We start from the raw sequence: 25,907 nt of genomic DNA, 5'->3' as shown, positions 1-25,907 counted from the left end.
CAGCGCTGTCCCCAACTGATTAGGAAAACCCATGTCCATCTACATCAACAAAGACACCAAAGTCATCACCCAAGGCATCACCGGCAAAACCGGTCAGTTCCACACCGAGAAGTGCCAGGAATACGCGAACGGCAAGAACTGCTTCGTGGCCGGCGTGAACCCCAAGAAGGCTGGCGAGTCCATCTTCAACATTCCGATCTATTCCACCGTCAAGGAAGCCGCCCAGCAAACCGGCGCGACCGTGTCCGTGATCTACGTGCCCCCAGCCGGCGCAGCCGCTGCGATCTGGGAAGCTGTGGAAGCCGACCTCGACATGGCCATCTGCATCACCGAAGGCATCCCAGTGCGTGACATGCTCGAAGTGCGCAACAAGATGAAGGCCAAGGAAGCCAAAGGTGGCAAGAAAACCTTGCTGCTGGGCCCCAACTGCCCCGGCTTGATCACGCCCGACGAAATCAAGATCGGCATCATGCCCGGTCACATCCACCGCAAAGGCCGCATTGGCGTGGTGTCCCGTTCGGGCACTTTGACCTATGAAGCCGTGGCGATGTTGACCGAAGTGGGCCTGGGCCAGTCCAGCGCTGTCGGTATCGGTGGCGACCCGATCAACGGTTTGAAGCACATCGACGTGATGAAGGCTTTCAACGACGATCCCGACACCGACGCCGTCATCATGATCGGCGAGATCGGTGGCCCGGACGAAGCCGAAGCCGCCCAGTGGTGCAAGGCCAACATGAAGAAGCCTGTGGTGGGTTTCATCGCTGGTGTGACCGCCCCTCCCGGCAAGCGCATGGGCCACGCCGGTGCCCTGATCTCTGGCGGTGCCGACACGGCCGATGCCAAGCTGGCCATCATGGAAGAGTGCGGTTTCATCGTCACACGCAACCCGTCTGAGCTGGGCAAACTGCTCAAAGCCCAGCTGAAGTAAACTTCAGGCCGCTTACGGGCGGCTGTGGTTAGCCACAATGCCAAAGCCGGATGTCCTGCGGGACAATCCGGCTTTCCGTTTTTTTGAACTCATGCTTCACCGGCTTCGTGCCTGTGACCAAAGGAATACCGTGGAAGAATTTCTGACCCCTGCTTTCTGGTTCGCCGTCGGCCAGATCATCATGATCGACATCTTGCTGGGCGGTGACAACGCCGTGGTGATTGCACTGGCTTGCCGCCAGCTGCCGGACCACCAACGCACCAAAGGCATCATCTGGGGCACCGCTGGTGCCATCGTGTTGCGCGTCATCCTGATCTTTTTTGCGCTCACTTTGCTGGCCATCCCCTTCCTCAAGTTTGTGGGGGCGATCTTGCTCATCTGGATCGGCGTGAAACTGCTGACCCCCGATGAAGAAGACGACCACAGCAACATCCAGGGCAGCGACAAGCTCTGGGGCGCGGTCAAAACCGTCATCATTGCCGACCTGGTCATGAGCGTGGACAACGTGATCGCCATCGCCGGTGCCGCCCAAACTTCGGGCAACGCCGACCACCAGATGCCTTTGGTCATCTTCGGCCTGCTGGTCAGCATCCCGATCATCGTTTGGGGCAGCCAGCTGGTGCTCAAACTCATGGACCGCTTCCCGATCATCATCACCGCTGGTGGCATGCTGCTGGGCTGGATCGCAGGCACCATGATCCAGACCGATCCGGGCCTGGTGGCTTACCTGCCGCAAGACAAGGCCTGGGGCTACGGTCTGGGCATTGCAGGCGCTTTGCTGGTGCTGGCACTGGGCAAATTCATCATGTCCCGCCGTCCTGCACACACCGACAACGCTGCCTCTTGAGCTGAAAACAGGCCTTTGGTGGGTGAATGATTTACCATCGAGGGCCATTCACCAGGGGGAAAACCATGCCAAAAAACCAACAAGGTTTGACATTGATCGAGCTGATGATCGTGATCGCGGTCATCGGCATTTTGGGTGCGCTGGCCTTGCCGGCTTACCAGGACTACACCATCCGGGCCAAGGTGTCCGAAATGCTGCTGGCGGCCAATGGCTGCAAGACCGCAGTCAATGAGGCGCTCAGCTCATCGTCGGACGCCAATGTGTCGGCGGCTTTGCCCAAAGTCTGTGAGAGCCAGACCAGCAAATACGTCGCCAGCGTGGCCGTGGATGGCAATGGCGTGATCACCGTGGTCGGCAAGCATGAAGCACTGCGCGGCAGCACCAGCGCATCGGCCAATGCCCTTGCCCTGACCCCGCTGCAAACCGGCGAGACCCCGGTCAACGGCAGCACCGACGGCGGCAAGACCATCTCCGGCTGGCGCTGTGGTCCGGCCAGCAGCAACGGCTTGCCGGTCAAGTATTTGCCCGCTTCATGCAAAGCGTCCTGAACATCTTTCGCACACCCCAACGCCCTGCTGAACACAGGGCGTTTTTCTTGGTGGCTGACACATGGGTTTGAACACCACCGGACGCCGCCCCGTCAGCACGCCTGCGTGGGCACCCGAGCTCGCGCTGGGTGTCCTGCTGGTGTTGCCTTGGCTTGCACCCTGGTCACCTTCGCCGCAACCCAACACGGTGCCCTTGCTGGTGAGTTGGGCCTGCATCGGCTTGCTGCTGTTGTGGGGTCCGCGCCTGCAGGCCTTGGACGTGGCCCGGGCGTGGGCTGTGGCGGCCTTGGTCAGCAGCGTCATGGGGCTCATCCAATACTTTGGGGCCGCCGAAGCCTTCGGTCCTTGGCTGCATGTGGCGGCTCTGGGCGAAGCGAACGCCAACTTGCGCCAACGCAACCAGCTTGCCACTTTGCTCGCCATCGGCATGCTGGCGGTGCTGTGGTGGCAAGCCCATGGGCTGCGGACCCGGCACGCGCTGTGGATGCTGGCCTTGCTGGCCATCGGCAATGCGGCCACCACATCGCGCACCGGTTTGCTGCACATGCTGCTGGTCTGCGGTCTGGTCATGTTCTGGGCCTGGCGCAGCCGTTCGCCCATGCCAAGGCTGTCCCCGCGTCTGGCATGTTGGACCCTGGCGATGTACCTGTTGGCCAACTGGGGCTTACCCTGGTGCTTGGGCCTGCTGACCGGGCAAGACGTCATCGACGCCCTGACCCGCATGGGCCACAACGAAGGCTGTGGCAGCCGCCGTGTGTTGTGGGCCAACGTGGTCGAGCTGATCGGTCAAAAGCCCTGGACGGGCTGGGGCTGGGGCGAGCTCAAATACGCCCACTACATCACCGCATACGAGGGTGGTCCCGAGAAAAGGTTCTGCGAGATTCTGGGCAATGCCCACAACTTGCCCTTGCACCTGGCCGTGACGCTGGGCCTCCCGGTCACCGCCGCTTTGGGCTTGGCCTTGCTGGCCGCACTGGCTTGGGCGCGGCCGTGGACCAGTGGATCGCCGACCCATCAGCTGGCCTGGTCGGTGCTGGCGGTGATCGGCCTGCACAGCCTGCTGGAGTTTCCGCTTTGGTACGGCCCGTTTCAGATGGCTGTGCTTTTGTGCGGCGTGTTGCTGCGGATGCCGAGCGCAGGCTGGCAAGCCCGTTCATCGCGCAGCTTGCCGCTGATCGGCGGCTTGCTGCTGGCTACCGTCTGCCTGGTGGGCGCGGACTATGCCCGCGTGCGGCAAATTTACATGCCCGCTGCACAACGCTGGCCTGTGTGGCGTGACGACCCACTGGGCGCGGCACGCAGCAGCTGGTTTTTTCAGCGATCGGCCACCTTTGCTGAGTTGACGCTGACCCGCGTGACCCCGGACAACGCCCCATGGGTGTTGGCCACCAGCCAGGCGATGCTGCACTACTCACCCGAGCCCCAAGTGGTCAAGCAGCTGATCTTGAGCGCCCACATGCTGGGCAGGCAGGATTTGGTGGACCTGCACACGGCGCGGTGGCGGGCGGCTTTCCCTTCAGTACCCCTGCCGACCCTTTAAAGCGCTCAGCGGGCGCCTGGCATGAACAAAGGCCCGCAGGCCGACGCGTTCACTGCGTTCCGAAAATACGGTCCCCCGCATCACCCAAGCCGGGTAAGATGTAGCCGTGGTCATTGAGTTCGCGGTCGATGGCGGCGGTGTAAATCGGCACATCGGGGTGCTCGCGGTGCAAAGTCTTGATGCCCTCGGGGCAGGTCAACAGGCACAGGAACTTGATTGAACGCGGCTGACACTGCTTGAGCCGCGCAATCGCGGCAGCTGCCGAATTGCCAGTGGCCAGCATGGGGTCGACCACAACCACATCACGCTCGCTCATGGACTTGGGCATTTTGAAGTAGTACTCCACCGCCTGCAGGGTTTTCGGATCCCGGTACAGGCCGATATGACCGACACGTGCGCCCGGCACCACCGACAACACCCCGTCCAGAATGCCATTGCCAGCGCGCAGGATGCTGGCGAACACCAGCTTCTTGCCGTCGATCACGCGTCCGGTCATGGTCTCCAGTGGGGTCTCGATCTGCACGTCCTGCAAGGGCATGTCGCGGCAAACTTCGTAAATCATCAGACTGGCCAATTCATTGAGCAAGCGTCGAAAGCTGCTGGTGCTGGCGTCCTTCTTGCGCATGAGCGTGAGCTTGTGCTGCACCAGCGGGTGATCAATCAAGTGCACTTGGCCGCGTTCGGCGGGGTTGATGGCGGTCATTCCGGGTTCCTTCTTCGCAATATGGGAAACAGACAGGCACGATTGTGCCTGCAGCACCGGGTCACCAAGGCATCGGAATGAGGCGCCAAACTGCGTTAGCATGGCTCCCACATTTCACTCAGGGAGATTGGTATGTCGATGTTTCAATGGAAAACGCAAAGCCCCGATGTGCTGCTGCAAGGCGGCACCATCGGCCCCGACGAGCGCCTGCCTTGGCCGCACACCGCCGCCATGGGCGTGCAGCACGTCATTGCCATGTTCGGTGCCACCGTGCTGGCCCCCATCCTGATGGGCTTTGACCCCAACATCGCCATTTTGATGAGCGGCGTCGGCACGCTCATCTTCTTTGTCATCACCGGCGGCAAGGTGCCCAGCTACCTGGGTTCGAGCTTTGCCTTCATCGGCGTGGTCATTGCCGCTACAGCTTATGCAGGCAAAGGACCGAACGCGAACATGGGCGTGGCGCTGGGCGGCATCATCGCCTGCGGCGCGCTCTACACACTGATCGGCCTGGTTGTGCAGGCGGTTGGCACCGGCTGGATCGAGCGGATGATGCCCCCGGTGGTCACCGGCGCGGTGGTGGCCGTGATCGGCCTGAATCTGGCAGGCATACCGATCAAAAACATGGCCGCGGGCGACTTCGATGCCTGGATGCAGCTGGTCACCTTTGTCAGCGTCGGCCTGGTCGCGGTGTATTCACGCGGCATGGTGCAGCGCTTGCTGATTCTGGTGGGATTGATTCTTGCCAGCATCATCTACGCCGTGCTGACCAATGGCCTGGGCCTGGGCAAACCACTGGACCTCTCGGGTGTGGCGAACGCCGCCTGGTTCGGCCTGCCCACGTTCGCCGCACCGGTGTTCGACGGCCGCGCCATGCTGCTGATCGCGCCTGTGGCCATCATCTTGGTGGCCGAAAACTTGGGCCACATCAAAGCGGTGACCGCCATGACGGGCAAAAACCTGGACGCTTACATGGGCCGAGCCTTCATCGGTGACGGCGTGGCCACGATGGTCAGCGGCGCTTCCGGTGGCACTGGCGTGACGACCTATGCCGAAAACATCGGCGTGATGGCCGCCACACGCATTTACTCCACCGCGATCTTTCTGGTCGCAGCGCTGATGGCCGTCCTGCTGGGCTTCTCGCCCAAATTCGGTGCACTCATCCAAGCCATTCCGCTGCCCGTGATGGGCGGCGTGTCCATCGTGGTGTTCGGCCTGATCGCTGTGGCCGGTGCCAAGATCTGGGTGGACAACAAGGTGGATTTTTCAGACAACAAAAACCTGCTGGTCGCCGCCATCACACTGGTGCTGGGCACAGGGGACTTCACCCTCAAGTTCGGCCCGTTTGCGCTGGGCGGCATCGGTACCGCCACCTTTGGGGCGATCCTGCTGTACGCCTTGCTCTCTCGCGGCCGCTCTTCACGCTGAAATTCACGCCCTGTGGTCATTCTCGGGCGCTTGTGATTTGTCATCCTCGGGCTTGACCCGAGGATCCATTTCCCCAGACTCGATCCAGTCAGGCCATGACGACACAGGGGGGAACAGCCAAGTAAGGCTTCAGGTTTCGCTGACCCAGCTCCCCGACTTGCCCCCATGCTTTTCCAGCAAAGTCACGCCGTTGATGGTCATGCCGCGGTCGACGGCTTTGCACATGTCGTAGATGGTCAGCAAGGCCACTTGCACTGCCGTGAGGGCTTCCATCTCGACACCGGTCTGGCCGATGGTTTCGGCGGTGGCGGTGCAGACCACGGTCGACTGGGCGCTCAAGACCTCAAACTCGACCGCCACGCGGGTCAGGCCAATCGGGTGGCACAAGGGGATCAAATCCGAAGTTTTCTTGGCCCCCTGAATGCCGGCGATGCGGGCGATGCCCAGCACATCGCCTTTTTTGGCGGTGCCCGACTCGATCAGTGCCAGCGTGGCCGGCAGCATCTCGATGCGGCCAGTAGCCACCGCGATGCGCCGCGTGCTGGATTTGCCCCCCACGTCCACCATGTGGGCTTGGCCTTGGGCGTCAAAATGGGTCAAGACGTCGGTTGACTGGGTCATGGCTGTGCTGGTTAAAACCATTTACAAAAGGTTGACAAGAATGGCGCATCATACGGCCATCAACCGACCCATTCACAGGACATCGATCACCTTGAAACACCTCTTGCGACCTTCCCAACTGATGCTGGTCTTGCTGCTGGGCGCTTTGGGCCTGCAGCCGGCTTGGGCCCAGTCCAAGGCTTTGCCGTCCTTGGGCAACAGCGAGGGCATTTCCCTGGGGGCCGAACGCAAACTGGGCGACCGGATTGCACGGGAGTTGTACCGCGACCCGGATTACCTGGAAGACCCGGTTCTGGACGAATACATCCAGCGCTTGTGGGCCCCGCTGATCAAAGCGGCCGCTGCCCGTGGAGAGCTGTCCACCGATTTGCAAGAGCGGTTTGCCTGGCGCATCTTGCTCGGCCGCGACCGTTCGGTGAACGCTTTTGCCTTGCCCGGTGGTTATCTGGGGGTGCATTTGGGCCTGATCGCGGTGGTCACCTCCCACGACGAACTGGCTTCGGTCTTGGCGCACGAACTGAGCCACGTCACCCAGCGCCACATCGCCCGCTCGATCGACGAACAGGCCAAGATGACGCCCTGGCTGATCGGCTCGATGATTTTGGGCGCCATCGCAGTCAGCAAGAACCCGCAGGCCGCGCAAGGACTGATCGTGGGCGGACAAGCGGCGGCGATCCAATCGCAACTGAGCTATTCACGCGACATGGAGCGTGAGGCCGATCGGGTGGGCTACGGCATCCTGGCCGACGCGGGTTATGACCCACAAGGCTTTGTAGGCATGTTTGCCAAGCTGCAGCAGGCTGCAGGCGTGAACGACAACGGCGCTTTTCCGTACCTGCGCAGCCACCCTTTGACCACCGAACGCATCGCCGACATGCAGGCCCGCTTGCAGCTGAACAGCGCCAGCCCACGTGCAAGCGGTGACATGGTGCAAGCCATGCTGGCCGCTCGCGCCCGGGTGATGTCGCAAAACAGCGTGGAAGCCTTGAAAGCCTGGACCCAGGACGGCAAAGCCACATCGCCACAAGCCCAGGCGGGGGCCCTGTATGCGGCCACGCTGGCGCACCTGCAGCTGCGGGACATGGCAGCGGCTGAGCGCAGCTGGCAGCGGCTGTCGCAGTTGACGTCGACCACACCCGAAGCCAAACGGCTGACGCTTTTGCTGCAGGCCGAGGTGGCCGCCAAGCAAGAGCGTTTTGCCCTGGCACTGCAAGTGCTCGAGGGCTTGAACCAGGCCCAATTGCCACGACCCGAACTGATCGCCACGGCACAAGCCCTGTTGCGCCTGCCACCGCATCCGGCACGCGCCAGCATCACCCAAAAACTGCGTGAACAAGTCACACAAGCCCCACACGATGCGCAGGCCTGGAACACCCTGGCCAGCATGCTGGCCTTGCAGGGGCAGACGCTGGCCTCACTGCGAGCCGAAGGGGAAGCCCAAATGGCCCGGATGGATTGGACCGGGGCGGTCGACCGCTTTCGGGCCGCACAAGACTGGGCCAAAAACAACCGCTTGCAAGCTGGCGACCACATCGAGGCCTCGATTGTGGACACCCGTTTGCGGCTGGCACAAGCGCAAATACGGGACATGCAAGCCGAACGCTGAGCCGCTCGCCCCGAAGGCGCTATGATCGCGCTCCTTCTGCAGACACACCATGGCCGGAATCCACATCACCGACATCGAAGCCGCCATCAACCATTGGCGCCTCAAGAACCCCTCGCCCGACGGGGTCACCTTGCCACGTGAATTGCGTGCACTGGCCGAGGTGTATGGCCTGATGGTCTATTACAAACAAGAGTTGGCCGACGAGTTCACCCTGCCTTTGGCCGCGGCAGAAGCCTGGCAGGACTGGTACGCCAGCACCCCCGATACGCCGTGCATTGCCATTTGCTCGACCAGCCAGGGCGATGAAACCTGCAAAGGTTGCGGCCGCAGCTTTGAGGAAGTGCAGTTGTGGACCGAGATGAGCGCCGGAGAAAAGCGGGCCGTCTGGCGACGCATCACGGTTGACGGCACCTCATGGCGCTTCAACCGGTATGCCGAACGCGCCGCGGAAGATCGCCAATGGGCCAAAGCAGCGGCAGACGCACAAAGCAAGCTGGACCTCAAAGCTGCGGATTGAGCCATGCCCCCGGATCCAGTCCGGGATGAGCTGTAGCGCTTGTGGGTTTGCTTTACTTCCAGCGTTGCAACTCGATGTGCACGCTGCCCTTGTCGCTGCTGAAAGTGACGGCGCCTTCCTGCACCGTGGCTTGCAGCTGCATGCTGCGCTCGGCCAGTTGGGCCAGCTCTTGTGAGCGCTCGGTGGGCACGCGCCAGACTTGCAACTTGTCCAGACGCGTCAGCTTGGTCTCGATGCCTTTCCACCAGACTTCGGCGGCGTGGTTGAAGCAATACAACAGCACCTCGTCGGCCTTCTGGCAGGCTTTCATGATGGGTTTGTCTTCGGGCTGGCCGACTTCGATCCACATGCGGGTCTGGCCCGTGAAGTCGCGCAGGCTGACGTCCGGGTCGTCCGGGTCTGACAAGCCCGCACCAAAAGCCAGCTTGCCGTCGCCGTTGCACACCGCTTGCAGCTTGTAGGCATTGATGGCCAGCGCCAGCAGGCGGATCATCATGCGTTCGTCGGTTTCGCTCGGGTGCCGCGCCAGCGTGAGCTGGTGGTCTTCGTAATAGCTGTGGTCGATGTCGGCGATCGACAGGTTGGCTTTGTAGATGGTGGATTTGAGGGCCATGGTGAGGACGTCCAGAACACGGTGAGAACCTGTTGGATGTCATCCCCGCGAATGCGGGGATCCATCTTGGAAGCAGGCATGAACCCCCGTTTTCACGGGGGTGACAAAAAAATTTGAGACGACGACTTCAAACCCGGCGGGCCAGCTCGGCGGCTTTGCCGATGTAGCTGCCCGGTGTCATGGCCAGCAAGCGGTCCTTGTCAGCCTGCGGGATCTCCAACGCGGCAATCAAGCCATGCAGGTCGGCCGCCGTGACGGTTTTGCCACGGGTGACTTCCTTGAGCTTTTCGTAAGCACCTTGCACGCCATAGCGGCGCATCACCGTCTGGATCGGCTCGGCCAGCACTTCCCAGGCGGCGTCCAAGTCGGCGGCCAGCGCTTCTTCGTTGAGTTCGAGCTTGTTCAAACCGGTCATCAGCGAAGCGTAGGCGAGCGCGGTGTAACCCAGGCCCACGCCCATGTTGCGCAGCACGGTGGAATCGGTCAAATCGCGCTGCCAGCGGCTGATCGGCAGCTTCTCGGAGAGGTGCTTGAGCACGGCGTTGGCCAGCCCCAGATTGCCTTCGGCATTTTCAAAGTCGATGGGGTTGACCTTGTGCGGCATGGTGGACGAGCCGATCTCACCGGCTTTCAAGCGCTGCTTGAAATAACCCAGGCTCACATAACCCCAGATGTCGCGCGAGAGGTCGATCAGGATGGTGTTGCTGCGCGCCACGGCATCAAACAACTCGGCCATGTAGTCGTGCGGCTCGATCTGGATGCTGTAAGGCTGGAACGTGAGGCCCAAGCCCCATTGGCTGGCCTGGGTTTCGCCCAGCTCGGGGGTCTCGACCACTTGGCGTGCAAAGGCTTCCCAATCAAAGTCAGGCCAGGCCGACAGGTGGGCGTTGTAGTTGCCCACGGCACCGTTCATCTTGCCCATGAGTTTGACGGCGGCAATCTTTTCACGGCAACCGTTCAAGCGCATCACCACGTTGGCCATTTCCTTGCCCACGGTGGTGGGGCTGGCGGTTTGGCCATGGGTGCGGCTGAGCATGGGCACCTCGGCAAACGCGTGGGCCATCTCGCGCAGCTTGGCGATCAGGCCGTCCAATCCCGGCAGGATGACCTGGGCGCGTGCGCCCTTGAGTTGCAGGGCATGGCTGGTGTTGTTGATGTCTTCACTGGTGCAGGCGAAGTGCACGAACTCGGCGGCTTTTTCCAGTTCAGGACGGTCCTTGAACTTGGATTTGATCCAGTACTCCACGGCTTTCACGTCGTGGTTGGTGGTCTTTTCAAATTCCTTGATGGCCACCGCGTCCGCTTCACTGAAGTTCTTGACCAAACCCGTCAGGTAGCTGCGTGCACCGGGCGACAGGGGTTTGAATTCGGCAAACCCGGCATCGGACAAGGCGATGAACCAGGCGATTTCGACCTGAACGCGGCGGTGCATGTAACCCTGCTCGCTCATGAGCGGACGCAGGGCATTGAGTTTGCTGGCGTAACGGCCATCCAGCGGCGACAGGGCGGAAATGGGGGTGAAATTCATCCTGCGATTGTAATTGGCAGGGTCAAACCGCCAGGACAAGGGCGATCCGAATGGCTGTCAGCATCGAGCACCCTGTAAGCTCTAGAATCAGCAGCCATTCTGTTCAGACATTCTCCACACCATGAAACTCATCGGCTCCTACACCAGTCCCTATGTCCGTAAAGTGCGCATCGTCATGGCCGAGAAGAAGCTGGACTACCAGCACGTGACGGAAGATGTCTGGTCGGCGCAGACCACCATCCACCAATCCAATCCTCTGGGCAAAGTGCCTTGCCTGATCATGGAAGGTGGAGAAGCGGTGTTCGACTCGCGTGTGATCGTGGAGTACCTGGACACCTTGTCGCCTGTGGGCAAACTCATCCCCTCGGCCGGGCGCGAACGCGCTGAAGTCAAAACCTGGGAAGCCCTGGCCGATGGTCTGCTGGACGCCGCCTTGCTCGCCCGCATGGAAGCGGTATGGACCGAACGCGCAGACAACCAGCGCAGCCAAGCCTGGATCGACCGCCAGCTGGACAAAATCCAGCACGCGCTGCGAGCCATGAGCCACGGTCTCGGTGACAAGGCTTTTTGCTCCGGCATCCACCTGAGCCTGTCCGATATCGCCGTGGGCTGTGCGCTGGGCTATCTGGACTTCCGCTTCCCACAGATCGATTGGCGCACGCCTTATCCCAATCTGCACAAGCTGTACGACAAACTGGCGCAGCGGCCAAGTTTTGTGGACAGTTTGCCGGGTTGAACTCAATTCGTCTGAGTTGGGAAAAGTCCTGAAAACCCAAAGCTCAAGCCTGGATGGCGAGAGCTTTTACCCAAGGTGATAGTGTCCGCGCAGGACACCCAGACTCCTTGAGCAGCCGATCCACGCCAACCTTCACGGCTCTCGGTCAATCCCTGACGGCTGAGGTCACGCAACTTCACTTGCTGCAGCGCTGTGTCCACCGCTTCGATCACCAGATGCTGACGGGAAACCATTTCAAAACGGGCCGGGATGACCCAGTCACAATCTGCCTCGCGTCCAATGGTGAAAGGCAGGGCATGCACGGGCACAATTGCCATGCCCGAAGCCTCCAAGGGCTGTAGCACCAGCTTGGGTGGCATGTTCTCAGACGCTGCCGTGCGCAAAGGCGTTTTGTCCGTTACCCAGGCCACGGCCTGATGACCGACACGCAATTGAACACAAGCGGTGTGACTTCGGGGATCACTTTCAGGCCCACCCAGGAACACCGTCTCCAAATGCTTGACCTCATGCCAGTTGCCGGGATTCAGCCTTTTTCCGTTCACATAGCTGCCGTTGGTAGAGCCAGCGTCCAGGCAATCGACACCGTGTTCATGCAAGCGCAAAACCAGGTGCATGCCTGATACATGCTGCGCAGCAAGGGCCACAAACCAGGCTGTTTCGCCCTGCCATGGCACAGGACTTTGGTCAATCAAACGGATCTTTTGACCATCGGGTGCTTTCAGGGTTTTTTCAGCGCCCAACACCACCAGCGTCTGCATCACATGAATGCGCCGTTCACCCAAAGCATCATGAATCTGCAACTCCAGAGGCGGCAAGGTTTGTGCATTGTCTGCCCCTGCAGGCTTAGGTACCCATCGGGTTTCAGCCACAAACTCGTAACCGCCTGTCTCCGATTTCGATGCCGTAGCCGCAATATCGTAGGGACTGACGGGTTGGCCTTCTGCCTGAGGCAAAGGCAACACGTCCAGACTGCTCAAGGTGTCAAGCACCACCCAGCGCTCAATAGCGGCCGTTTTCAAAGGTCCACGCGCCATCCACTGGATCAAATGAGGCACATCGCTTTCAGCAAACCATTGCTGTAGCTGTGTATCCAGCACATGCGATGTCGCACGGATTTGCAAACGCGTCACGGCCAATCGCTCATCCGAATTGATATCGGCATGGCGCTGACTGCGCACCACCCACTCGCTCTGTGCATGTTCACGCAGGGCTTTGTAAAGATCCGGCCAAGGACTGTGCACAACATCAGCAGCGGACAAACCCATGGGTTCAGCAGGTGTATCAACTACCGACTCGCTGTCGCTGTGTGCTTTTGACATGCCCAACCATTTGGCCAAAGGCGTCCAGTATTGTTTCATCGTCTGCGCTCAGTCATGCCCCTTGCGAAGCGGATAGACCCAGGACCAACCGGTGCCCGGTCGATCCCTCCTGTTTTTTGAATTGCCACTGACAACCATCTGCCAAGCGTTGCTGCAAGGCTTTGTAAAAGGGTGTCGTGGTCGCCTGAAATTCTGCAACATCCACCTCGGCGCTCAGACGCTCCTCATTCCAAACCACCTGAATCCGAGCCCGATCACCGTGCTCTGCGACCCAGAAGGCAATCTCCCACTGCATTTGCACCCAAGCCTGTGCCCAGGGCAATAAAACTTCCATTTGGTGCACGTTGGCAATCATGGTTTCAAAGGCGCTGTCTGAAATTGCCGAATGGCCAGCATGGCCATTTCTACAGCGGCATTCTGATCGTCCGCATAGCGTCCGTCAGATCGACGCCAATTGCTGTGCACCAGCACCGCAATGGCTTTGTCGTAACGGTCCGAGCCCTGAGACTTGAAAACGGCGGCATACCAACGGTAACGCGGTCTGGGCAAAGGGTACTGTCGGGCACAGTCTGTTGATGAACGCGTTGAGCATTGTGCGCGTGAGCGCATGTCTTGTACCACCTGCGACAGACTTCGCTCATCGGCATCGCCAGGGGTGCCTGTCTTTCCTGCTACACCCCGAGGGATCAGGCAACCCGCCGCCCCGAAGGCACGAACACAAGCGGCATGGGCTGTTCCGCCGGGCAGAAGGGTTCTTTCCATGGCGCCCAGCACCCGACGTGCCACCACAGAATCGACACCTTCAGGACCTTGTGATGACGCTGCGCGTCTCATGATCTCGATGCTGGAATCACTCTGACCGTCAGAACGCACCCGATCGACCAAAACATGGGGGTAATGCGTCACCTGGCCCTGCGCTGAATTGGCCAATGTGGCCAGCAAACTGGCCACACCTACAGGCGTGGTCAGAGAATTGCCTTGACCGTAGGCCTCACTGATGATCGCCATCTGTGGACCGCCGCAGCGCACATAACCTTTGACGCCCGACTGGGCGCAGGTTTGGCGTTGTTCAACGCCGGGCAGGCTATCAGGCCAGGGCATGTCCTGGTAACCCGATACGCCCGAGCCAGATCGATAAGGCATGACCAAGGTCTGCCCCATCAAAACGGGCAAGGCGGGTGAATGCCACGCCGCAGTGCCTAGGGCGTTTTGATAGGCAGGTTTTTGCACCAATGGTCGACCTTCGATCAAATCAACCATGCCACATTGGGAGCGAGCGAGATCGGACAGGCCATCGCATCCACTGTTCCAGCCCAATTGATGGGCATTTTTTTGTGTGAGCGCGGGCCGATCACAGCGTGCCGCGAACCCACCTTGTCCCAGTTTTTGACGACACAGAAAAGCATCCAGAAATTGCTGGGAATCAGATCTTTGCAAGGCCTGTTCGAGTCCTGCCAGACTGGTCTGGGGGGACACATACGACACGATGCCCGTCATCAACAAAGGTTTGACCAGAGAACCCGGAGGTGCCTGGGTGAAAAGCGCATGGTTGCTCAACATTTGAGGAATACGAGGTCTGTGCACCGTGTCATCCGGCACCGCCGGACAGTCTGAGGGTCGCACGCCTGCCCGGGTTTTGTCATGGGCATAACACGGACTGTTGGCGCTGGCTGCAGCCACCAAGCGACCGGTCGCGACATCGATCACTGCAATCCCAGCCATGCGCACACGGGCATTTTCAAAACGACCTTCTGCCTGTGTGGCATAAGCCGCGCAAACAGGCGACACTTTGCCACTGAAACACTCGGCCAAGGTTTGCAACCCTGCCTGCCAAGACGGGTCTATGCTGAGCTGGACATGCTGCCCCACTGTCTGTTTTCGACCTGCCACGACGACATGGTTGTCGTCGCCCACTCGGTCGCTGTATTGCACATGCTGAGGCAGCCGCCAGGCCGCCAAGGGCTCCAGCAAAGACGGCAAGCCAGGCACTTGGTCCCACAAAGAAACCGGGGAGCGTAAGGCTTGATCCGCTGCAGGTTGTGTCTGGCAAAACTTCGAAACGACAGAATCTCCGTCGGCCACCACGCGCTTTCCTGTGATCGCATCGGTTCCATAAATACAGCCTGGCAAACCCGACCAGGCTGATCGGGATGTGAGCATCTGCTTGGGCAAGGCGACCCAAGTAGTGGTTTCGAATCGTGCCTGTACAGACGTTCCTGACCTTTCTTTCCAAACAAGGGATTGCAGGAATTGCACACCTTGTTGTCGTACCCGGTCATTGAGCCATTGAACTGGGCGGTGTATTTGCGCACAAGTCTGATCCGGTCGACCCGCATCCAACAGCAGCCCGTCTATATTCAACCGGTAGTGTTGTCGGACAAAGCTGGTACGGTTCAAATGTTCCAGATTCTGGTTGAGCGTCTCGACCGCTTTTCGCAAGCGCTCATGGCCGGGCCGACCAGCAGCGCAGCCTGGGCCCGAAAGTTCTGACATGGTCGTCTCAATCGGCGAAGCAAGCGGCGTAACGTAACGCAAGACCCACTGCACATCCTCCCAGGTACGGGCACTGAAATGCACAGACGCCTTGTTTTTAACACCGTCACGGCTGTTCATGACCCAACCGGCGCCCAAGACGACCAAACCACACAAGCCCACCATGACACCCGCCCTGGCCAAGCTGAAACGGGCTTGTTCAAGCATGGAGCCTCCGCATGCCCCAGGCACCTGCAAAAAAGGTACTGACCCACAAACTGCTTTTGCCATAGCTGAGCAAAGGCCATGTCAAACCTGTGAGGGGCAGCCATCCTAAATTACCGGCCGCGGTGATCCATGTTTGCATGAGCATCAGCACCGCAAACAAAAAGAGCAAGTGCATGGCCAAAGCCTCTTTGACAGAACCCGGTTGCAACAGCATCCCTGGTGTCAGAACCGATGGACTGCGCCTGGCACAGTACATCAAGGCGTGGTAGGCATACGCACTGAACAACAAGAGCCAAGACCAGGCGCCCCATGGTCCCCACCAGCCCATGATCGCGGTGAAGGTGTAATCGCTTTGCAACTGCAAGGGCAGGCCATGACACACATCCAGCCGCGAACCGCCACACCAGGGCACCTGCCCCACCCCAAAGCCCCAGGCGAAACGGGCCGCTTCGGACTGGAACCACATCAAACGGGCCATGTCATCGCGGTCTGCCGTGAAAGGGTCCTGCCAAGCCTGCAAGCGCTCACCCACCACGTCGAGATCAACACCAATGAGAAAGATGGTCCCAAAGCCCAAGACGAGTAGCCCCATACCGCCGGTCCAGCCCAACACCGTCGCCAACAAGACCGCCATCAACAAAGCCATGACCAGCAAAGGGCCCTTGTCCGAGGTGGCAAACGCCGCAACGGCCACCAAGACCATCAAGGTCACGGCCCCCATCAGATAACGCACCGAATTACGGGCATGCCCTGCGTGCCACAACTGCGCTGCCAATGGCATTTTCCAGACACACCAACCGCATAAGGCGACCAAAAAAACCGCCTTCAACAACTCACCCGTCACATGCTGGGGAATATTCAGTCGATGGGCCATATGAAAACCAAGTACCAGCAAAGCGCCCACCAGCCAACGCAACGCAATACCTCCATATGAGCGATGCCCCCACAAGGCATAACCCAGCCAGCGAACGCCCCCCAGCAACCAGGGTGCAGCCCAGGCCGCCAGCGGCAACAACAGCGCACTGACGAACCAAGCCCACCACTGCTCCAATGCCAAAAACCTCAACCGTTCATGAAAATGCAATGACTGGTCCAGCAAAAGCAGACAACCTGTAGCTGTGAACAGCCACCATCCAGGCAGCCAGCTCGAATTGACCGGTTCAGCCGAAATCGGCGCAGGCAGAGCATGCGCATAAAAATGTGCAGTCACCCATGACAGCACCATCCACAGACCCAAGATGATCATAAGAACGGGATACTTGAATGGCGAGGGTGCTACGCCCAAGGCAGATACGCCTAACCAAGAAATCATCGCTATCAAAATCAAACCATTCAATTGCTGCAAAGGTCTCACGCGCGCACGCAACCAGTACGTGACCATTACGGTCAACAACCAATGCCCCGTCAACAACCAAGGCAAATGCGTCATCAAATTTTGCAAATACCCTGCACGTGTCGCATAGTCATTCGCCTTGATTGCCTGGCGTACCGTACGGGCCACTACATCAGACCCTGAGCCTTCGAGCGATTGAGCCACCGCCCACAAAGCTTCGGCTTGAATTTCAGTAATGGGCGATTGAATCAGAGGCTCAATGCTGTCTTTCACCCACTGATCCCATTGCATCAGTCGCTCGTTGGACAAAGCCTGCAATCGCACCACTTCCGCAGGCAACTCCTGCTCCAGCGACACTGTTGCCTGACCGGTCCCCAGAGATGGGGCAGAAGACGTATCGGTCACCGTCTGTGCCTCTGCAACCATGACTGCCTTGATTTGGGCCGCATCCTGAGCAGACCAGCGAAGTCGCCACTGTTGCGTGCGCAGAGCCACCTCTCTTTGCCAAAGTTGCAAAACCCGTCGGGGTTCTGCGACAGCCCCTCCATGAACTTCGGGTGCATTTTTCAACCACGACCAGACAAATTTCCAAACATCTGATCGGCAGCGGGCCTCGCCCACCGAGTTCAAATTTTGGCGGATGAAATCGGTATCACGCTGGCACCACAAAACAGTGAGGGACTCAGGCATTGCCGTGTCCGCCAAGACCATGCCTGCATGGCGATCCCTCTGCCAGCGCAACTCTCCCTGCTGCGCATATTGCTGAACACCTTGCCCCACCCAAAGCACAAACAGCAGTGCCAGTACAAAAAAAATCCGCTCCCATGTCACAGCGCCAAACGCCCCCGCTCTGCCCATGGCGATTTGCGATGTCATCGTCACCAGTCCCACGATCCGAATGCGAGCGTCATGGCCAAAAAGAAGGCTACAGTCCACCACCACATCGATATGACAGCAGGCACGGCGACAGGCTCCACCAGGATCACGGTCACATCATCGAGTGCGCCATTTCTCTGAGCGCATTCACACCACGTTTGTGCGCTGGAAAGGCTCAATGGCTGAGGGGTTTCGTTCAAAATTTTTTGTATATCCTCGACGTTGAACGCGTTGTAGAAACCGTCACTGCACAAGATCAGTCGCTCACCCGCTGCCAATGTAATGTGGCAAAACTGGGCTGGCAAAGGCAAGCCGCAACCAACCATGTTGGCAGGCGCATCAACAGACACGCCAGGAGGTGGCGTGATGCCGCAATGTTCATAACTCTGATTGGTAGATGCCCAGCGAATGCGCCAAGCAGACCCACTCCGATTGGCCACCAAAATCTTGCAATCACCCACTGTCATGGCCAGCCATGTCGAAGATTTGGCATCGGTCAACCAAACCGCGGCACAAACAGCCGCTCCAGGACCTTGACCCTCTTGCGCCAACCGTTGTGCAATCGCCAGATCGGCGTCTCTCAAGGCCTGATTAACCGCTGCAGCTTGTGGCGCTTGCAACTGCCCAAGTTGCCGAACCAGCATGGCGCTGGCCACCTCACCTAAAGCTCCGCCACCGACGCCATCAGCTACTGCGAAAAAATCTGGCGAACGACAAGCGTAACTGTCTTGGTTAGGCAAAACGTGTGGGCCCGGCATTGAGGCTGCACTGAAACGCAAACGGTTTTGTTGCAGGCCCATCGAGAGGTCCTGCAAGGCATGGATTGACCGGTGAGGTGTGCTCAAGAATGCCCCACAGCTTCAGGCCTTGGTCGCCCAATCGTCGTGCAGCAGCCTGGCCGCACTGGTCAAAATGAGCGGTGCCACTTCCGCAGTGAAATCCCTGTTTTCTGGGTCCCACATGTAGGTCATGTCGTACGTTGCCACATCCACTTTCGCATAGTCTTCATGGGCCAGCAGCGATTGCATGGCTTCAGCCTGATTGTCGGCAACATTGACCAACAAGGCCTTGAAGTGTGCGCATTGTGACTTGATGAAACTTTCCCCCCCAAACAGATCATCTACACGCACCACATTGGGCAAGCCCACAATCCGCTCTGCGGCGTTTTGCAATGTCTTGACTTGGCTGGCATTGACGCGGTGGTCCAGAAAGCCGAGCAACAACAATTGCCCCTTGATCTGACTTGGACGCGCCTTGCGGAAGCCAGGGCGCGCACGTGACCAACGATCGTCCATGCTTTGCACCAATTTGATGGCCGCAAACACGCTCAAGCCAAACGACATGCTGTCAGACAGATCAATCAAGTAATGGGTGTAACTGGCCGACAAGAGCGTGATGCTGCCTAGACCAGATTGACCGATCACAAAAGCCTTGTTCATGAAACCACCGGTTTTTTGTTTCAGGCTCATCCAGACCAAAACCCAGATGGTGAGCAAGTTGATCAGGTACGCCGCCGTATTGGGCAACGTACGAAGATGCGTATCGTTCAAAGCGTCGTCCAGCGCCGTTGCCAGAATTTCACCATCGTCTTCCACCGAAGCCACGGATGTCGGTTTGGTCTGCCCCAAACCGGGCGCCGACAAACTCAAAACCACAAAAGCGTCCTTGAAACCCTGTATTTGATCGGGTTTGATCTGATCCAACAAGACATCACTGAACGATATCCGGTTGTAACGCCCTTGCTTATTGCGCCAGTTCAGGGAAATCAGGTTAGGCACCCGAGCGATATCTGCTGTTCCCAGTTCTGCGGTGCGCTGAACCATCGATGGCAATACAAATGTCGCCTCCTCCCAGCGCAAGGGGTATTTGCGCACAATGCCGTCAGCATCAGGTTTTTGATTGGCCACACCGAGACGGTCATGCATGGCGCCAAACATGGGCAAGATGACGGCGATTGTGCTGTCTGCCGAATGCTCTGGCTTGAACTGAACACCGGGAATCTGAGCCACCTTGAGTTGACTCTGTGTGTCATTTTTCGGATTAAGACGAATCAATGGAAATGCCGTTGCGCGATTCATCTGCGCCGTCACATCCATGGCCGCATCTGCATCCGGGTTGTTTTTGTCCGGATCAGAAAACAGCACATTGAACAACACGGCACGGGCACCAAGGTCATTGAACTTCTGCAAGCCATCAGCCAGCACATCGCGCGACCAAGGCCAACGCCCATGTTTCTCGGACAATGCCGCAAGGGTGCGCTCATCGATGTCAACAATCAGGATCTTGTCCGCAGGCTTAGGGCTTGAAAACCGCGTTTTCAGAATCACATCGTGACTGGCTTTGGGTGCACCCGGTGTCAAGGCGTTGACCATGAACAAATAACTGGCATATGCTGTCGCGAGAACCCCCACCGTCAAAATGGCCTTGGCACCAAATCGGCGCGAATAATGCGCCACCATCGACATGGAAAAGGATTTGAGGTCAAGGCCCCGCTTGATCAGGTTATATAACCCTGGCAGATATATTTTGGCAATGTCACGGACGACATCCATCACCGTTTCGAGCATTTTGGACATGTGAATTTTTATGAATATGTCAAACCAGCAACGCCACCACCAGCAACGTCAACAACACAAGAAAAGCCATCAATTGCGACACGGACACACCGACCGGTACGAGTACCACCAGAAAATACGCCGCAATGCCACACAGCACAAGACCCGGATAGCGCACCCAGGAACATGCGCTGCGCGAATGAAAAACCGCGCGCCACAATGCACCCAACACCACAGGGAACGCCAAGGCCATGGCCAACAGGCCCAGACCAAAGCCCAGATCGGTGAGCTTCAACCCTGTTTCTGCGAAACGGTGGTCAAGCCATCCATAAAGAAATGCCAAAGAGGCCACAATCACCCACCATCTCTGGTACTGCCAAATATTTTGCCTAACCCTGCTTGTTGAAGAAGATGGCTGGTCCTTCAGTTTGACCGAGCTAGCTTGCACAGTCATCTGTTGACTCGACGGCTCGCTTGCTCCGGTGGTCACCGCTGACAATCGAATCTCTATCAAAGGTGTCAGCAACTTCGTCGGGTGTGCATTTGCCAACGGCGTTTCTCCAGACTGTATTTCCCAGCTTGGCAATGTGGTCGCCACTTGTGCCCATCGGCTTTGCGGTTCAGCAAGTTGCCCCAGCATCTTTTCTGTCAGAGCCAACATCTGTTTTGTCGGGGCATCGAAAGCGGTCAAAGTGATTAACGGTTCGCGTGCGGCTTTTCTGCAAGCATGCATCCACTCCTGCCAGACCATCCATCGCCCATCCTGCAAGTTGCTGGGCACAACATTCGACAACATGTACCAAAGGCTGTAGAGGTCTACCTGCGCGCATGCTGCCTGCTGGATATGGGCCGGATCGGCTGTGGCCTGGGCCTTTTTGATAGCGGCTCGATAGGTGTCTGGCATGTATGCAAGACGGTCCGGATCTGTTGGCAAAACAAATCTCAAAGGCTGCTCTCTGTAAACAGCGTATGCAAAATCGATCAGTCGAAGACTTTCCAGATCAAGTGCAACGCCCGATTCTGGGTTCATTTTGATGGCTTTGATGCAGAGGTTGTCACTCTTGAAATCACCGTGCATTACCCCCAGTGCATGAATCGCCTCAAGGGCCTTCAAACACGCACGCGCGAATTTGAGCGCACCCTCCGGCTCCAAGAGCAAAGGCCCACCTTGTACAGCAGCACGGTCCAACCAGTCTCTCTGGAAATCCGGCCCCGCATCAAGCGTCACCACCTCGACGCGATCTGAATGAACCTGTAAACCGGCAACCTGAACCACATGCTTCGCATCACGATGGGCCAAAAGTGTGAGCACCAAATGCTCATGGTGCGCCCATGAGAGCCAGGCTTTTGCAGCTGACCCGGTTTGGCATTGCCAAATCTTTCGGTAACAGCTCCCTGCGTCAGAATGGCCGGTCTCTTTCCAGACGCTGACAGATTGACCAGGCGCAGGACTTTGGGTCTGAATCAGTTGAGCAGCAGGCATGACCGTGCAGGTGTTTTAAGCAGATCTATACCTCTGCTGCAAACCACCGCTTCAACTGAGAAAGGGAATCCTCAGGAACAAGAAGAACCCGTCCAGGCTCAAAAAAGTTCCCACTCCCGCAGCAAGCATGCCCGATACATACAAGGTGCGACGCTCGGTAATCAACACGACCGAGATCAAAATGATCGACAACTGCAATAACAAGCCTGCGAAATCGAAATAGGGTCCTTTTTCCATGGCCTGATCACGCGCTTTTTCAGCCTCTTTGGCTTTGGCCAGCAGTTCTTTTTTGCCTTCTCCAGAAACAGGTTCCGACTCATAACTCAAAGCCTTGCTTCGCAGCACCTCAGCTTGTTCTCGCAAGGCTTTTTTAGCCGCTTCATTGGCCAGCGGAACCGATGTGTTGGCAATGCCATCTAAGGTTTGGGCCGCCAGGTTCATGTCATTCTGGCGAATATTTTTAGCTTGGTAGAACGCATAGGTGTTGATCGCTGCTGCGTTCAGAAATGAAGCGCTACCTGCTGCATTTTGCGAGCCGAGATTGTTGACCAGCAACATCGAGGCAATCAGCGAAATGATGATGGAACATTTGCGTTGGAACGCTTCTTTTTTGGGGTCTTGAGTCTCTGACATGCTGAATATCCGTCAATAAAATTTCAAATCGCCTGAATGAATTTCTGAAAACGTGCTTGTCGTGCAGCGTTTGGTTTTTCGGTGGGCCGTGGCAACTTGTCGATCCCCGATTGCAACAACATGTCCAAACGCTCGGCAGGCGAAGGGTGTGTCGAAAAAAGGAGTTCGGCGCGTGGGTCATTGCCCTTGAATCGTTGCAGCTTCTCCAGCACATTGATCGCTGCCACTGGGTCATAACCTGCCCGCGTCATGTACTCCACACCTAGACGATCGGACTCAAACTCAGCCCCCTTATCCAGTCCACGAGCGTAAATCTGACCGCTGGCCTGCGCCAATTTGGCTGTGTCTGAATCTTGTGTGACCGCTTGCAGTCCTTTCGCCGCCTGGTCTGCCAAGCGCTGCCTTTGCACCACCTGGTAATGGTGTCTGCGTGAAACATGCGCCACTTCATGGGCCAGGATGAATGCCAGCTCGTCTTCACTCTCAAGCGTCTTGAGCAGGCCCGACGAAAGCAAGATGTACCCTCCGGGCATGGCAAACGCATTGATGGCATCCGATTTGATGACACCGAAATGCCACTTGTAAATCGCCCCCGATTGCGCAGACAGGGCCTGTCCCAGCACATTCACATATTGCTGTGCCGGGTCAGCCACCACCAACGGGGCAGCCCCGAGCACCTGCGCGGCAGCTGCTTTGCCTACTTTTTCTTCATCGGTCTGCGCCCAAGCTGTCAAGCTAATGCATACAGCGACACCGGCCAACCCGTGCTTCATGTACTTACCAATCATCATCACCTTTCTTCTTCGCAGACGAAGAGGGTCCCGACGCCTGTCCTGTGCCGGCTGCTGGCGTTGCCGCAGAAGCTGGGCGAGGTACCGTCAATTGAATTTTCTGATTGATGGCCACAACATTGCCTGCGGTAAGAAACGCCTGGACGGCCGAAGGCTGTGCAGTCAACAATTCCAGCTTGGCTGCTTCATTGAAGTCAGGTTGCCCGCTCACCAGGTCCTTGGCAGACAAGCCGCGAGCAGCTGAAGTGGCCACAATGTTCCCCGTTCCCAGACGGCCTGTATCGATGGCTGTGGCACCACTGGTGGCGCCTGCGAAATTGATCTGCGAAACCTTGAGCCAGCCTGTCTTGCCAGAAGCGTCGACCTCAACCCAGAATCCTTGACGTTTGAGCGTCTTGAGCGAAGTGCCTGCAGCCAGTTTCACATTACCCGGTTTGCCATCGGGCTTGTCCAGAAGGGTGGCTTCTTCACGCACGGTTTGAGCACTCAAAAAACCACACAGCATCAAGCCCGTGACAAAAACCATCTGACGCATTGGAGTCTTGAAATGAATCATGTGAATCAGTGTTCTGTTGAATAAACGCGAACCTTGAAACCTTTATCGGGAGGCTCTGTTGCGGGTATCGTCTGCAATGTCTTTTGCTCTGGTTCCAACCGTGGCATGGCATTCACTGTAGATACGGTGGAAGAAGCTGACGTGGAGGGCATAGGCTCAGGACGCGCCTGAACTGTTTGAACAACGCAATCGGGCTTTTGCTTTTTCAGCTTGATCACGACATCCATGACCCCATCCACTTCACGGGAGTAGATCAAGCTGACTCCTTGCAAATTGACATCCAATCGTTGGTTCGGACTGGGCGTGAAGTGACACAACCAGTGACCAGCGAGCACCGTCGCCCGTCCAATCAACAGTCGCTCCAAAGCCTGTGTACCCCCCCGGCGTTGATCCTGAACGCGTGCGTAAACATGTCCGTCCAACTCCGCAACCTGATTGATGGGTAAACGGGTCAAAACAGCACGTGCATCATCAGTCTGAGCCCAGGCCATATTGACCAGGGGCCATCCTGCCAAAATCAATACGGCATTACGCCAAGAGACATTCACAAATGATCTCTCGTCAGAAATCCCGAGACTTCACACCTTGTCCTGAATTGGCATTGCTGGTGCGTGGCGCAGACTGGGCAGCACCAGAACCACCTCCTGCAGGAGTTGCACCACCAACACTGCCGCCACCAGCATTCATCCTGTTGACGGCTTCAGCTGTTTTGGCACCACTGGCCTGGTTAAGGCCTCGCAGCATCCCTGCAAGTTGTGCAGAGGCCGCCTTCCACTCCATGACCACACCGACCACGGGACCGTTGTTGGCAGGATGCAAGGTCTCCCATTGATGTGCTTCCTGCATCCCTTTGATCGGCAGTTTTTCAGCTATGGCTTGCACCTTGTTGCTGTTGGCGCTGTCAATTTTGACTTCATTTGACTCGTCTTCAAATTCCGTCGATTCCTCACGCTGCAACATGTCGTTGGTTGAAGAAATGGCCTCGCCGAGGAATGACCTGATCATTCCCTGAGCCTGCAATCGTGCCATCTTGTATGCAAGGTCTTTACTTTGCTGAGACTTCGATTGAGGCTGTGCCTGGGCAAATGCCAAGAGCACATATTCCCCTTTTTCGTTGCGGACCATTTGGGTTCCGTATGTTGATACCAACGTACGTTCATCCTGTGGGATATGTTGGGTAATCGCGATCCCGGGTTCACCTCGTGGAATCAGCGTGTAATTGCCGGTGATGACAGCATCTGCAATTTCATGCAGCTTGCGTGTCCAGACAGTCACCACCCCGATTTGCCCTTGGCCACTGGCAGGGTTCTGCTCAAAAGAGGCCATCACCTTGATGCCTGTGCAGCGCGCACGCGCCGTCGCCCGGGTTTTGTTCTTGAAACTGGATGTGTTCAAAATAGCCTTGACTTGCTGCTGGTCCACAGGCTTGTTGGGATCAATGCCTTTTTTGGCCAATTCTTCCTTCATCTTGTTTTCAAGAATTTTTTCACCGTACAGCCCAGCCGTCTGAAGCGTTGCAGGTGCATTGCGTACCTTCACGTCTGAATTGAGCGCCTTCGCGACTTGAACAGCACCCTCTTGTGCCAGCCCCTCTCGTTGCAAGCGCATGGCATCGGCTGCTGCACGCTCTGCTCCTGGTGACGACATGTCCTGCATCATTTCACTCGAAACCCTGGTTTCCATGAATTCAGCGCATTTTTGTTTCACATCAAGCATGGCTTTCTGAAAAGCAATGTTGCGAGCCAAAACAAAGTTTTTATCCGATGGTGGAACCGAGATGGTGCCTTTACCCAGCCATACCAGAATGCTTCGACCACCCTCTTCATTTTCGCCTTGCCGAAGTTGTTGCGTTTTCAAGAAGGCTTGCATACGCTGGTCAACGGTCTCGGTTCCTGAAATGCTTTTGGGCAATTCAGGCAATGGCCTTTGTTCCATCTCGACCTTGGCTTCCTGCGCCAAACCCGAGGTCATCACGGCTGCCGCCAGGGTGCTACCCATTAGCCAACGTACGGTGCAAGGGGAGATTTGTGTTTTCATATCGATTCC

Annotated in this window: 24 protein-coding genes; 8 read left to right on the top strand and 16 right to left on the bottom strand. The window is 57.7% G+C overall.

Features of this window, described 5'->3' with window-relative positions:
* The first annotated feature begins 31 nt into the window (after positions 1-31).
* From sucD to ACZ5RT_RS15485, 4 genes are all read left to right on the top strand, one after another.
* Positions 32-928, top strand: coding sequence for a succinate--CoA ligase subunit alpha (gene sucD, locus ACZ5RT_RS15500; RefSeq protein WP_422169896.1), 897 nt, complete (start codon positions 32-34; stop codon positions 926-928).
* 130 nt (positions 929-1,058) lie between these two features.
* The gene (locus ACZ5RT_RS15495) at positions 1,059-1,775 is read left to right on the top strand and encodes a TerC family protein (protein ID WP_464453045.1); all 717 of its coding nucleotides are present in this window, start codon (positions 1,059-1,061) and stop codon (positions 1,773-1,775) included.
* 65 nt (positions 1,776-1,840) lie between these two features.
* Positions 1,841-2,323 (top strand): pilin, encoded by a 483-nt coding sequence (locus ACZ5RT_RS15490; RefSeq protein WP_291925506.1) that lies wholly within the window; start codon positions 1,841-1,843, stop codon positions 2,321-2,323.
* A gap of 61 nt (positions 2,324-2,384) precedes the next feature.
* Positions 2,385-3,863 (top strand): PglL family O-oligosaccharyltransferase, encoded by a 1,479-nt coding sequence (locus ACZ5RT_RS15485; protein ID WP_464453044.1) that lies wholly within the window; start codon positions 2,385-2,387, stop codon positions 3,861-3,863.
* A 49-nt stretch (positions 3,864-3,912) separates the two neighbouring features.
* Here ACZ5RT_RS15485 and upp read toward each other — a convergent pair whose 3' ends face one another.
* Entirely contained in the window at positions 3,913-4,566 is a 654-nt protein-coding gene (upp, locus tag ACZ5RT_RS15480; protein WP_108428103.1) for a uracil phosphoribosyltransferase, read from the bottom strand.
* 132 nt (positions 4,567-4,698) lie between these two features.
* Between upp and ACZ5RT_RS15475 the strand changes: the two genes are divergently transcribed.
* The gene (locus ACZ5RT_RS15475; RefSeq protein ID WP_464453043.1) at positions 4,699-5,994 is read left to right on the top strand and encodes a solute carrier family 23 protein; all 1,296 of its coding nucleotides are present in this window, start codon (positions 4,699-4,701) and stop codon (positions 5,992-5,994) included.
* Between the two features lie 129 nt (positions 5,995-6,123).
* Here ACZ5RT_RS15475 and moaC read toward each other — a convergent pair whose 3' ends face one another.
* Positions 6,124-6,615 (bottom strand): cyclic pyranopterin monophosphate synthase MoaC, encoded by a 492-nt coding sequence (gene moaC / locus ACZ5RT_RS15470; RefSeq protein WP_291925498.1) that lies wholly within the window; start codon positions 6,613-6,615, stop codon positions 6,124-6,126.
* 121 nt (positions 6,616-6,736) lie between these two features.
* On the opposite strand from moaC, the gene ACZ5RT_RS15465 reads away from it, so the two are divergent.
* Complete coding sequence (locus tag ACZ5RT_RS15465) at positions 6,737-8,221, top strand: M48 family metalloprotease (RefSeq protein WP_464454232.1); 1,485 nt, start codon at positions 6,737-6,739, stop codon at positions 8,219-8,221.
* Positions 8,222-8,270: 49 nt separating this feature from the next.
* Entirely contained in the window at positions 8,271-8,738 is a 468-nt protein-coding gene (locus ACZ5RT_RS15460; RefSeq protein ID WP_108428092.1) for a DUF3717 domain-containing protein, read from the top strand.
* Positions 8,739-8,790: 52 nt separating this feature from the next.
* On the opposite strand, the gene ACZ5RT_RS15455 is transcribed toward ACZ5RT_RS15460, so the two are convergent.
* Complete coding sequence (locus ACZ5RT_RS15455) at positions 8,791-9,351, bottom strand: YaeQ family protein (protein WP_108428091.1); 561 nt, start codon at positions 9,349-9,351, stop codon at positions 8,791-8,793.
* 127 nt (positions 9,352-9,478) lie between these two features.
* Positions 9,479-10,879: an adenylosuccinate lyase gene (purB, locus tag ACZ5RT_RS15450; protein ID WP_464453042.1), complete on the bottom strand. Its 1,401-nt coding sequence runs from the start codon at positions 10,877-10,879 to the stop codon at positions 9,479-9,481.
* Positions 10,880-11,000: 121 nt separating this feature from the next.
* Between purB and ACZ5RT_RS15445 the strand changes: the two genes are divergently transcribed.
* Positions 11,001-11,615, top strand: coding sequence for a glutathione S-transferase N-terminal domain-containing protein (locus ACZ5RT_RS15445; protein ID WP_291925486.1), 615 nt, complete (start codon positions 11,001-11,003; stop codon positions 11,613-11,615).
* Positions 11,616-11,617: 2 nt separating this feature from the next.
* Here the strand turns inward: ACZ5RT_RS15445 and ACZ5RT_RS15440 are convergent, their stop codons facing one another.
* The 12 genes from ACZ5RT_RS15440 to ACZ5RT_RS15385 form a co-directional block, all read right to left on the bottom strand.
* Positions 11,618-12,973: an FHA domain-containing protein gene (locus ACZ5RT_RS15440; RefSeq protein ID WP_464453041.1), complete on the bottom strand. Its 1,356-nt coding sequence runs from the start codon at positions 12,971-12,973 to the stop codon at positions 11,618-11,620.
* A 13-nt stretch (positions 12,974-12,986) separates the two neighbouring features.
* The gene (locus ACZ5RT_RS15435; protein ID WP_108428087.1) at positions 12,987-13,289 is read right to left on the bottom strand and encodes a hypothetical protein; all 303 of its coding nucleotides are present in this window, start codon (positions 13,287-13,289) and stop codon (positions 12,987-12,989) included.
* Positions 13,286-15,547, bottom strand: a complete 2,262-nt coding sequence (locus ACZ5RT_RS15430; protein ID WP_464453040.1) for a penicillin-binding protein 2 — start codon at positions 15,545-15,547, stop codon at positions 13,286-13,288. Before ACZ5RT_RS15430 ends, ACZ5RT_RS15435 begins: the two co-directional genes overlap by 4 nt.
* A gap of 79 nt (positions 15,548-15,626) precedes the next feature.
* The gene (locus ACZ5RT_RS15425) at positions 15,627-17,843 is read right to left on the bottom strand and encodes an FtsW/RodA/SpoVE family cell cycle protein (protein ID WP_464453039.1); all 2,217 of its coding nucleotides are present in this window, start codon (positions 17,841-17,843) and stop codon (positions 15,627-15,629) included.
* 2 nt (positions 17,844-17,845) lie between these two features.
* Positions 17,846-18,643: a PP2C family protein-serine/threonine phosphatase gene (locus tag ACZ5RT_RS15420; RefSeq protein ID WP_464453038.1), complete on the bottom strand. Its 798-nt coding sequence runs from the start codon at positions 18,641-18,643 to the stop codon at positions 17,846-17,848.
* Positions 18,644-18,703: 60 nt separating this feature from the next.
* Positions 18,704-20,419, bottom strand: a complete 1,716-nt coding sequence (locus ACZ5RT_RS15415; RefSeq protein ID WP_464453037.1) for a CHASE2 domain-containing protein — start codon at positions 20,417-20,419, stop codon at positions 18,704-18,706.
* Between the two features lie 19 nt (positions 20,420-20,438).
* On the bottom strand, positions 20,439-21,710 hold the full coding sequence (locus ACZ5RT_RS15410; protein ID WP_464453036.1) for a hypothetical protein: 1,272 nt from the start codon (positions 21,708-21,710) through the stop codon (positions 20,439-20,441).
* 222 nt (positions 21,711-21,932) lie between these two features.
* The gene (locus tag ACZ5RT_RS15405; RefSeq protein ID WP_108428080.1) at positions 21,933-22,514 is read right to left on the bottom strand and encodes a DUF4337 family protein; all 582 of its coding nucleotides are present in this window, start codon (positions 22,512-22,514) and stop codon (positions 21,933-21,935) included.
* A 23-nt stretch (positions 22,515-22,537) separates the two neighbouring features.
* A complete protein-coding gene (locus tag ACZ5RT_RS15400) occupies positions 22,538-23,248 on the bottom strand; it encodes a M48 family metalloprotease (protein WP_464453035.1) in 711 nt (236 codons plus the stop codon).
* 43 nt (positions 23,249-23,291) lie between these two features.
* Positions 23,292-23,861, bottom strand: a complete 570-nt coding sequence (locus ACZ5RT_RS15395) for an SH3 domain-containing protein (RefSeq protein ID WP_291929574.1) — start codon at positions 23,859-23,861, stop codon at positions 23,292-23,294.
* 5 nt (positions 23,862-23,866) lie between these two features.
* Positions 23,867-24,409 (bottom strand): hypothetical protein, encoded by a 543-nt coding sequence (locus ACZ5RT_RS15390; RefSeq protein WP_291929573.1) that lies wholly within the window; start codon positions 24,407-24,409, stop codon positions 23,867-23,869.
* 13 nt (positions 24,410-24,422) lie between these two features.
* Positions 24,423-25,898 carry a DUF6844 domain-containing protein gene (locus tag ACZ5RT_RS15385; RefSeq protein WP_422169883.1) on the bottom strand — a complete coding sequence of 492 codons (1,476 nt, stop codon included), beginning with the start codon at positions 25,896-25,898 and terminating at the stop codon, positions 24,423-24,425.
* Positions 25,899-25,907 lie beyond the last annotated feature (9 nt).

It is taken from the genome of Limnohabitans sp. TEGF003 (assembly GCF_055395455.1).
Note: the sequence above shows the minus strand (reverse complement) of the source record. Positions and strands in the feature narration are given on the sequence as shown.

Bases quoted from the DNA above. Each gene is read 5' to 3' on its own strand.
- sucD (WP_422169896.1), top strand. From the start codon at position 32: ATGTCCATCTACATCAACAAAGACACCAAAGTCATCACCCAAGGCATC.
- ACZ5RT_RS15490 (WP_291925506.1), top strand. From the start codon at position 1,841: ATGCCAAAAAACCAACAAGGTTTGACATTGATCGAGCTGATGATCGTG.
- ACZ5RT_RS15485 (WP_464453044.1), top strand. From the start codon at position 2,385: ATGGGTTTGAACACCACCGGACGCCGCCCCGTCAGCACGCCTGCGTGG.
- upp (WP_108428103.1), bottom strand. From the start codon at position 4,566: ATGACCGCCATCAACCCCGCCGAACGCGGCCAAGTGCACTTGATTGAT.
- ACZ5RT_RS15475 (WP_464453043.1), top strand. From the start codon at position 4,699: ATGTCGATGTTTCAATGGAAAACGCAAAGCCCCGATGTGCTGCTGCAA.
- moaC (WP_291925498.1), bottom strand. From the start codon at position 6,615: ATGACCCAGTCAACCGACGTCTTGACCCATTTTGACGCCCAAGGCCAA.
- ACZ5RT_RS15465 (WP_464454232.1), top strand. From the start codon at position 6,737: ATGCTGGTCTTGCTGCTGGGCGCTTTGGGCCTGCAGCCGGCTTGGGCC.
- ACZ5RT_RS15460 (WP_108428092.1), top strand. From the start codon at position 8,271: ATGGCCGGAATCCACATCACCGACATCGAAGCCGCCATCAACCATTGG.
- ACZ5RT_RS15455 (WP_108428091.1), bottom strand. From the start codon at position 9,351: ATGGCCCTCAAATCCACCATCTACAAAGCCAACCTGTCGATCGCCGAC.
- purB (WP_464453042.1), bottom strand. From the start codon at position 10,879: ATGAATTTCACCCCCATTTCCGCCCTGTCGCCGCTGGATGGCCGTTAC.
- ACZ5RT_RS15445 (WP_291925486.1), top strand. From the start codon at position 11,001: ATGAAACTCATCGGCTCCTACACCAGTCCCTATGTCCGTAAAGTGCGC.
- ACZ5RT_RS15440 (WP_464453041.1), bottom strand. From the start codon at position 12,973: ATGAAACAATACTGGACGCCTTTGGCCAAATGGTTGGGCATGTCAAAA.
- ACZ5RT_RS15435 (WP_108428087.1), bottom strand. From the start codon at position 13,289: ATGATTGCCAACGTGCACCAAATGGAAGTTTTATTGCCCTGGGCACAG.
- ACZ5RT_RS15430 (WP_464453040.1), bottom strand. From the start codon at position 15,547: ATGAACAGCCGTGACGGTGTTAAAAACAAGGCGTCTGTGCATTTCAGT.
- ACZ5RT_RS15425 (WP_464453039.1), bottom strand. From the start codon at position 17,843: ATGACATCGCAAATCGCCATGGGCAGAGCGGGGGCGTTTGGCGCTGTG.
- ACZ5RT_RS15420 (WP_464453038.1), bottom strand. From the start codon at position 18,643: ATGGGCCTGCAACAAAACCGTTTGCGTTTCAGTGCAGCCTCAATGCCG.
- ACZ5RT_RS15415 (WP_464453037.1), bottom strand. From the start codon at position 20,419: ATGTCCAAAATGCTCGAAACGGTGATGGATGTCGTCCGTGACATTGCC.
- ACZ5RT_RS15405 (WP_108428080.1), bottom strand. From the start codon at position 22,514: ATGTCAGAGACTCAAGACCCCAAAAAAGAAGCGTTCCAACGCAAATGT.
- ACZ5RT_RS15395 (WP_291929574.1), bottom strand. From the start codon at position 23,861: ATGATTCATTTCAAGACTCCAATGCGTCAGATGGTTTTTGTCACGGGC.
- ACZ5RT_RS15385 (WP_422169883.1), bottom strand. From the start codon at position 25,898: ATGAAAACACAAATCTCCCCTTGCACCGTACGTTGGCTAATGGGTAGC.